Origin of the sequence: Nitrospira sp. CR1.1 (assembly GCA_014055465.1) — a bacterium.
Classification (GTDB): Bacteria; Nitrospirota; Nitrospiria; order Nitrospirales; family Nitrospiraceae; genus Nitrospira_A.
The window spans coordinates 24,891-32,645 of sequence record WIAF01000018.1 but is presented as its reverse complement, the minus strand read 5'-3'; the positions used below and the strand labels follow the sequence as shown (position 1 = coordinate 32,645).

8 protein-coding genes are annotated in these 7,755 nt (G+C 60.1%); all 8 read right to left on the bottom strand.

Going from position 1 to position 7,755, the window contains the following annotated elements:
• Positions 1-829, bottom strand: an 829-nt coding sequence (locus tag GDA65_19800; protein ID MBA5864930.1) for a hypothetical protein, incomplete at its 3' end; no start/stop codon positions are given.
• Between the two features lie 262 nt (positions 830-1,091).
• Positions 1,092-1,892 carry an abhydrolase domain-containing 18 gene (locus GDA65_19795; protein ID MBA5864929.1) on the bottom strand — a complete coding sequence of 267 codons (801 nt, stop codon included), beginning with the start codon at positions 1,890-1,892 and terminating at the stop codon, positions 1,092-1,094.
• Between the two features lie 38 nt (positions 1,893-1,930).
• A complete protein-coding gene (locus GDA65_19790) occupies positions 1,931-3,223 on the bottom strand; it encodes a hypothetical protein (protein MBA5864928.1) in 1,293 nt (430 codons plus the stop codon).
• Positions 3,224-3,225: 2 nt separating this feature from the next.
• Positions 3,226-4,038, bottom strand: a complete 813-nt coding sequence (gene thiD, locus GDA65_19785; GenBank protein MBA5864927.1) for a bifunctional hydroxymethylpyrimidine kinase/phosphomethylpyrimidine kinase — start codon at positions 4,036-4,038, stop codon at positions 3,226-3,228.
• 18 nt (positions 4,039-4,056) lie between these two features.
• Positions 4,057-5,031, bottom strand: coding sequence for a hypothetical protein (locus tag GDA65_19780; protein MBA5864926.1), 975 nt, complete (start codon positions 5,029-5,031; stop codon positions 4,057-4,059).
• A 75-nt stretch (positions 5,032-5,106) separates the two neighbouring features.
• Positions 5,107-5,607 (bottom strand): hypothetical protein, encoded by a 501-nt coding sequence (locus GDA65_19775; GenBank protein ID MBA5864925.1) that lies wholly within the window; start codon positions 5,605-5,607, stop codon positions 5,107-5,109.
• Positions 5,604-6,668 (bottom strand): hypothetical protein, encoded by a 1,065-nt coding sequence (locus tag GDA65_19770; GenBank protein MBA5864924.1) that lies wholly within the window; start codon positions 6,666-6,668, stop codon positions 5,604-5,606. The genes GDA65_19775 and GDA65_19770 overlap by 4 nt, the downstream gene beginning before the upstream one ends.
• A gap of 124 nt (positions 6,669-6,792) precedes the next feature.
• Positions 6,793-7,620 (bottom strand): hypothetical protein, encoded by an 828-nt coding sequence (locus tag GDA65_19765; protein ID MBA5864923.1) that lies wholly within the window; start codon positions 7,618-7,620, stop codon positions 6,793-6,795.
• Between the last annotated feature and the right edge of the window lie 135 nt (positions 7,621-7,755).

The following is a 7,755-nucleotide window of genomic DNA, read 5'->3' as shown; positions in this document are numbered from 1 at the left end:
GGAGGTTGGCCGTTTGCGCCGTGATCACCAGCTGATCGGTTTCAGTCGTAATGGTCTGCGTGCTGCCATAAGGCGGATTCATCCAGACCCATCCCTGATTCGTGCTGAGATAATAACTATGTTGATCGGTTCCGCCCTTGCGCAGTGACAAGGTCCCGACGGCGGTTTGCCCCTTGACGGCACTCAGCACCAACGCTGCCGGGCTTGAGGTGATGGCCGTTCCGGTCACCACTGGAGCTACGACAGGAGCAGGGGGAGGGGGCACGGCAACGGGACTGGGCGTTGGTGTAATGGCAGGGGGCACGGCCGCCGGAGGCGGGGGTGGCGGCGGCGCCACCGCAGTTGCTGTGACGGTAAGGGTGACCGGGACGCGGAGCATGTTCTGGAAGTTATTCGGTCCCGAATCGACGATATACACCACGGCGGAATGGGTTCCGGTCGGGAGGTTGGCCGTTTGCGCCGTGATCACCAGCTGATCGGTTTCAGTCGTAATGGTCTGCGTGCTGCCATAAGGCGGATTCATCCAGACCCATCCCTGATTCGTGCTGAGATAATAACTATGTTGATCAGTACTGGATTTTTTTAGATTGAGGGTGCCAACCGCCGTTTGTCCCTTCTGTGCGCTGAGGACCAGGGCGGCTGGGCTGGTCACAATGGGGGCCGTGCCACTGTTCTGGGCCATGATCACGGCCGCGTCAGTCGATGATTGCTGCAGCAGGCTGAGCGTGGTGTCTGCGGCAGTGGCGGTTGGGATCAAGGCTGTAGAGCACAGCACGGAAGATAAGCAACCGGCAGCACCGATAACCAACACACTCTTGGGCGTCTTCATGATAGTTCCTCCGGAAATTCGAGACGCTGGATGAGCAACCGGCATGCCAGCCTGAAAGTCGGTGCGACCGCCATAAAGCCGCGTCACGAGCCATTTTGCAGAGAATCGCACTGCGTGATCGTGTTCGTTATTTTCAGCTGTGCAAGCTGGAGCAGAGGGTGCAGGAGAAAGCCTTCGATCGCTCTCTCGCGAACCACTGCGTGCGAAGCGGACTCCGCGGCGGCATGGTCTGAGGCGCGTCGATGGGGTGGTTGGGAAGGAGTCAGGCAGCGGGAGGCGCGGCAATCCAGTTCGCGAGCAACGTCAGCATCCGCTGGAAATCGGACGGGTTCGTGAATCGATGATCAGCACCGGGAAGAATTTCCAGGTGTTTGGGGCCAGACACAGATGCGTACAGCCGTTGGCTTTGGTGCAGGGGAACATATTCGTCATGATCCCCCTGTACGATCAACGTTGGCGCGGTAATGGTTCGGGCCGGCTCATACGCGATGCGGGTGAGGCAGTCCTGATAGAAGGCATAGTCGAGGGGGAGGCGGGAGGGACCTCCATGGAGATCCGGGATCGTGTTCGTTTGTTTCCATTGCTGCAGCCCATCTTCCCCCAGCTCTAAGCGAAGCTCCTCTCCGAAATCAACCACCGGGCATTTGAGTGCGAGGCAGGTGAGTGGTGGAACGGTCGCCGGCGGTGACTTGTGCAGATCTGTCCACTCAGCGGCTGCAAGGATCGAGATGAGGCCGCCGAAGCTGGAGCCGGCGAGTGCCAGTCGCCCGTAGCCTCGGGTCATGACATAGGTCAATGCGGCCCGTGCCTGCGCCACTCCGATGCTGGTCGTCAGCTTGGCGAAGGGCCCATCGCTGTCACCATGCCCGAAACAGTCGAATCGGAGCGTGGCGATGCCGCGATTGTTCAAGAGCTCAGCCAGCGCTTGGTTGCTCGCGCTGTTCTTGTTGGACAAAAAGCCATGGCAGAGCACGGCGACAGAGTCGGTGGGGTGCTGCGGCTTGGCCAGCACGGCCGCAATTCGGTTACCGGCCTGGTCGCGAAATGAGAGTTCTTCTTCCATATGGTCACGCGCTAGGATGGTTGGCGATGCGATCGGGGTTATTTCGTCGCTCCTTCATGGGACGGCTGGGCGCCGGTCGCCTGTGCGATTTTGATGGTGACCATGGTGAAGTGAAGGAGCAACAGCCCCAAGCTCATCCAGGTACCCGCTTGGATCCAAGGCGAAGACAGGGGGAGATTCCAGGTCAACGAGGCGACGAGCACCAGTCCCAAGGATCCAAAACTCACGGTCGCGACCTGCGCCGCTCGCCAACGGTTCATGATGCGTTCAAGTCTCTCACGATAGGCCGCGCGCTTTTTCTGATTCGCGATCCGCGCTGCGGTAAGCAGGGATGGCAGGGCGAAGGACAATCCGCCGACCAGGCTCTGTAGGAGAAATCCGAGAAGCGCTGTGTGAGTGTAGGCAACCAGATGCAGGGTACCGTACGGCATGACCGGCGGAGTCGACAACACGTTGATCCCGACTGCCAGGCCGATGCAGGTCATGATCAGCAGGAAGCTCAAGGCCGTGAGCAGATGGTCCGTGGCGGCCGAGCCAGGCTGCCCCGCCTGGGTCCATGTGCGCAGAAGATTGACGCAGCAGAGTGCGAGGGCGACGAGGAGTATGCTTCCCGCAGCCAGTTGGATGTGAACCGAAGACAAGACGAATCCCGTGATCAACCCGGCGGCGGACGCAGGCAGGAGCAGCAGGACTGCCTGGCCTGCTCCTGCGCTGGGCAGGGGGCGATGCAACATCAGTGGCAACGCCAGTTGGATCGTTCCGACCGTTCCGAGTGTCAGAAACAACAAGAGGCCTGCGTGAAGGTGCCCCAAACGAATCATGCCGTGCCAGGTGGGGTACCAGGCGTCGGCGAGCAGGCCTCCTAGGACTAAGCTGCCGAACAGTCCGGCGAGGCTGATTCCGAAATAGATGTGCGACAGCGGTGTCCAACTTGCGCAGGTCCGTAGTCCGGTCATGATCCGGCGTGCCATGGGAACAAAGAGCGCGGCCAGCAGCAGCCCTGCGCACAGGGTCAAGGTGGAATTCCGTAGCCAGGCTCCAAGGGCGAATCCAAGAGCCGCGAGATTCATGCTCAGAAACAGCAGCCGGTGCGTCGCTCGTTTGCCCTCGTGGCTGGCCAGATCGTGTGCGGCGATTGCCAGGCCCGTCATCAATTGGAGAAGGCCGCCGACAAGCACTCCATGAACGTGTACTAAGCGAAGGCCGGATGGAAGCGGGGCTCCGCGTACGATGCCCAAAAACGCGGCGAGTCCCAGCAGCGATGTCAGCAGCAGCCAGCCCCAAGCGGCTAGCAGAAACGACAGTGACGATCCAAGCCCACGACGCAACATCGCTAACCCTGATTCAAAAAATAAAAGTGATTGGTCGGTCCCTTGCCATGTCCGATGGCCAGGCTATGTCTGATAGCCTCGGTGAGATAGGTCTTGGCGGTTTGCACAGCGTCGGGGACGGTTTTCCCCCGCGCGATGTGCGCGGCGATGGCGGATGCAAAGGTGCAGCCGGTGCCGTGAGTGTGCGGCGTGTCGATAAATTCACCCTTGAACATATTGAAGAACCGTCCGTCATACAGAAGATCCGTTCCGCGATCTTTTTGCAGATGGCCCCCTTTGATGAGGACATTGGCACAACCGAATTGACGAATGACTTTTGCGGCACGGCGGGCATCGGCCAGCGAAGTGATCTCGATCCCCGAAAGCTGCTGCGCTTCATGCACGTTCGGTGTGACGAGCAAGGCTAGCGGGAACAGCGCGCTCTTGAGGGTGTCGATCGCATCCGGCCTCAACAGTGGTTGTCCGCCTTTGGCGATCATGACCGGGTCTACGACCAGGTTCTTCACCTGCTGCGGTTTGAGGAGCTTCACCACTGTGCTGATAATGTCCGCCGAGGAAAGCATGCCGGTTTTCACGGCCGCCACGTCGAAGTCGTCGAAGATGGCGTCGAGTTGAGCGGCGATGATCGAGATGGGAAGTTCGAAGACGTCGGCGACTTCTTCGGTGTTCTGTGCGGTGATGGCTGTAATGACCGACATGGCATACACGCCATTGGCCGACATGGCCTTCAGGTCTGCCTGAATGCCTGCGCCGCCGCCTGAGTCTGAACCGGCTATCGACAAGACTTGTTTAATCATGGGTTCTTTCCTGTGCAAGTAATCGAGGGTAATGATCTACGGTGTGGGGGGCGTTGCGTCCTGCGTGGCAGGAGCGTCGGGTTCGATGACCGGCGCAGAGTCCAACTTCAGTCCATCCATGGTGATGATCCGATCGGCCCTGGGCGACGTTTCATGGTAATGCAAGGTGATCGGGCCTGTCGGGGGCTTATCGGTAGCCAGGAATGACAGGCTCGCATGTTGTTGTCGTTTGGGGTTCAACTCCATCCCGCGGGTGCAGAGGCCTTCGCGATTGTGCGCGACATTCTGCTTCCACTGTTCCCCATGCTCATCCACAAGATACGTGTCGAGAAGCTGGCAGCCGATCTTGACCGGATGCGCCGTGCGGTTGGTGAATACCAGATCGAGGCCGATCAGATCATCCTGCCGTGACATGCTGAGAATGGTGACCTGGTAGATCTCATTTTCATGGGCGCTTAGGACTGGGGCAGATTCCGTCACCACTGCGGCGGCCGCGGGTGCGGGGGCGGCGGCCTGTTTGAGGAGGGCTGCCAGAGGGCCGGATTTCGGCACGATCGTCCGTGAGGCGCCGACGGGGTAGACCGTATAAGGGCCGATGAGCTTGGCGGTGACTTGAATGCCTTCGGGAATTTCGAGATACGCGCCGGTGACGTAGAGGTCCGCGCGTAAGGCCTTGGCGACTTTCTTGGCCGCCTTAGCTTGCGATGTATCGAGGTGGGTTAACTGGTGCTTTTCCATTGTGGCGATCAGTAACTTGCGATCGACCACTTTGAGTTCGCCGGCCACGAGCAAGTGGGTGGCCAGCTCCTCGGCCAGGAATTGTCCGATGGGGGTCACGTCGCCCTTGCTGTCGACAAAATCCAGCAACGCGAGCCGCGACTTCTTCATCTTGATCGCTTCGGCCGCCACTCCTTCGGCGAGTTCTTTCACGCTATCCTCATATTTCGAGGCAGCCAGAGAAGTGGAGTGCCAGAGGAGAAGCAGAATGAGGCAGGCCAAGAGACGAATCATTGGCACCTGTTTACGATCGCGTGACGCATGGCCCACATTATACTCGCGTCGTTGATGCTGTCCAGCCCGTCAACGTCACACCGAGAGTCTGGGCAGAAAGACTCTCGCCAATGCTCGTCCCAGCCCATACCCGAGCGGCAGAATGGTCAGCAGGAGGATCGGCAGGTAAAAATAAGCCAATGCTCCCTGGGCATCGGGGTGGATCAGCACTTCGACATGGACCCAGCCTGCGATCAGGACCATGCTCAATCCCGCCGAGAAGAGGCCAAGCGCCCGTCGATAAGTGATCAGGAGGTTGTGAGCCGAAGCGGTCCCCAGGTGGAAAAGAATGATCAGTGCCAGGATCACGAAGGGCAGCGACGTCAGCACTCCGACCAGGAAAAAGTTGTAGCCGGGGGCAAAGAGGTGCAGCGTGAAGGAGCGCCAGGCCCGTGGAGATGGAATGTCACGCACCAGGATCTCCACCGTCAACATGGTAATCCAGGGGAGGAGCAACCCGCCGAGCACACTGATCCAGACGCCCAGCCGTGCCAGCATCCGTATACGCGAAGACTGTTCCTGCGCGATAGCGGTCATCGTGGCGGCTCCTGAGCCGGCGATCCGGCATGAGGCGCCGTTCCGGATTCCATCGCGTTCACGGCTTCGGTCATGGCGGCTTGGACGACGGGGTCGGCATCCTGATGGCGTCGCAAGGCCGGCAGGACTTGTTTTGTGGCAGCACCCATCCCGCCGATGGTTTCCACCGCCAGATAGCGAATTAGAGGTTGTTCATCCCCTAACGAGGCAAGAATCGGCGCGAGGGCATCACGTGCCGCCGGGCCCAGTTGAGCCAATTGGTGCAACGCATAGTCGCGGGCAGACGAATGTCCGAGCATCATGCCCAACGATTCGATGTGGGCTGCATCGCCGGCCCTCGGTTTATCCAAGGCCGTACGCGCGAGCGTGGCGATGCTCTTGTCCGGGTCATTCAGAACCAGGGTCAGTGCGGCTACGGCATCCTGTGTGAGGGGGACCGTAAAGGCAAATTGGGCGGCCGCCGTCTGGCGCACGAGCGAGGACGAATCGCGTAGCCCGTCCAGCAGGGCGACGCCGATCGGGGTGGAGGGAATGCCGATACTCGCTAAGGCGATGAGAGCATTGCGGCGCACGAGTGCATCGGCATCATGTGCGACGGCCAGCAGGGCCGGCACCGCCGGTTTGGCAATCGGCCCCAGGCTGCCGATTACCGCGCAGGCTGTGCGGCGTTGTTGCACCTCGGGATCATGGAGTCGCGGGACGAAGTGGGTCATCACGCGGCGAGCCGCGGTCAAATCGATCCACTTCAGCGCGGCGGCGGCAGTGGTATTGGCATGTTGACTGCCGTCTTGCGTCGCCTGGCTAAATAATTGAGGCGCGGCGTTTCGCGCCGCCGGGCCGATTTGCCCCAATTGCTCTGCCGCGACAATTCTCGTGGAGGGGTCATCGTCTTTAAGCAACTCGATCAATGTCGGCACGGCTTGTGCGCCCGTAGAAAACCAATACCACAGAGCCAGCAGGCCGAGGAAGAGAACGAGCCCAAGCAGGTGCAGCCTGATCTCGCGTGGGGTCAGGACGGTAGTCGATGAAGTGGCGGCGGTCATGCGTAGGGTTAATATCATGAAGAGCAAGGTGCCGAGGTCAGCCTATCACAACAGAAGGGGAGCTGAGGGGGTAAGTGAGCATCAGCCTTCAGCGTTGCATAGGAAGGTGGAGAACGGATGGTAGGCGGAAGGAGAAACCGTGTCAGTAGGGGGCCGTGTGGCGTTCGAAGGTCATGGGGTTGAAGTCGTGCAGCAGGCGGGGGGCGGCAAGGCCGGAGTCGGTGAGCGAACCGGTCCAAAGGCGCCCGCACTCTGCCCAGACCAATCTGGTGTCATCCAGGTCGGCCCACTCCCATCCCGGCTGTATTAGGCAGAGGTTGGATGGTGTCTGGATCAACTCATGCTCATCCCAGTAGCAGCCTTTTCCTGGTGGACTGCCGGTTTGCGCATGGGCATATTTCCGCAAGATCCATCCGTTCCCCAGCAACTTCTCGAATACATCGCATTGATCCGTGCTGCCGGCCGAGAGGCAATCGGTCAGCATCCAGCCATCCCGCAGCAGGCGGGGGTAATACACACCCAAACATTCCCCACCCCGGCCACCGGCCGGGCGATAGGCCTGATCACGATACAGCCTTGTCGAGTCGCGACCTTGCAGATGGCAGCCGTCGCCGTTGAGCCAGTAGCGATCGTTGTCGAGAAAGAGCCCGCCGCCGTTCCAACAGTCGCCTTTGGGAAAGAAGGCCGAGGCTTTCAGGTACGGCACACGCGAAATGGCCGACCAGGATCCCTTCGACAAGCCACTCCACTTGCCGTCCATCGCGAAATAGATGAAATGCTTCCCATCGGGCGAAAGATCGCATCGCCGCTCATAGATTCGACCCTTGAACCATTGCCCAAGCGTGAAACGATCAGTCCGGCGATCCCATAGCAGAGTGCAGACCTGCCGCGACGGCCCTCGGCGGATGATCAGTCCGAGCGGCGCCTCACGGGCCAGCAGTAGGTGAAGCCTGGCGGGGAAGGATTGCATGCTGCAGGAAGTGTAGCACGGAGACGCTGGAGATCAGGCGGCAGTGACCGGTTGTCCATGTTCCCACTATGGGGATATTCCACGCAAAACCTGGGTATTTCCCTCGTAGGCGATGGCCGACAGCGGGGCTAGTAT

Excerpts from the sequence above, each read along its gene's own strand:
- GDA65_19795 (MBA5864929.1), bottom strand. The coding sequence starts at position 1,892 with ATGGAAGAAGAACTCTCATTTCGCGACCAGGCCGGTAACCGAATTGCG.
- GDA65_19790 (MBA5864928.1), bottom strand. The coding sequence starts at position 3,223 with ATGTTGCGTCGTGGGCTTGGATCGTCACTGTCGTTTCTGCTAGCCGCT.
- GDA65_19780 (MBA5864926.1), bottom strand. The coding sequence starts at position 5,031 with ATGATTCGTCTCTTGGCCTGCCTCATTCTGCTTCTCCTCTGGCACTCC.
- GDA65_19775 (MBA5864925.1), bottom strand. The coding sequence starts at position 5,607 with ATGACCGCTATCGCGCAGGAACAGTCTTCGCGTATACGGATGCTGGCA.
- GDA65_19770 (MBA5864924.1), bottom strand. The coding sequence starts at position 6,668 with ATGATATTAACCCTACGCATGACCGCCGCCACTTCATCGACTACCGTC.
- GDA65_19765 (MBA5864923.1), bottom strand. The coding sequence starts at position 7,620 with ATGCAATCCTTCCCCGCCAGGCTTCACCTACTGCTGGCCCGTGAGGCG.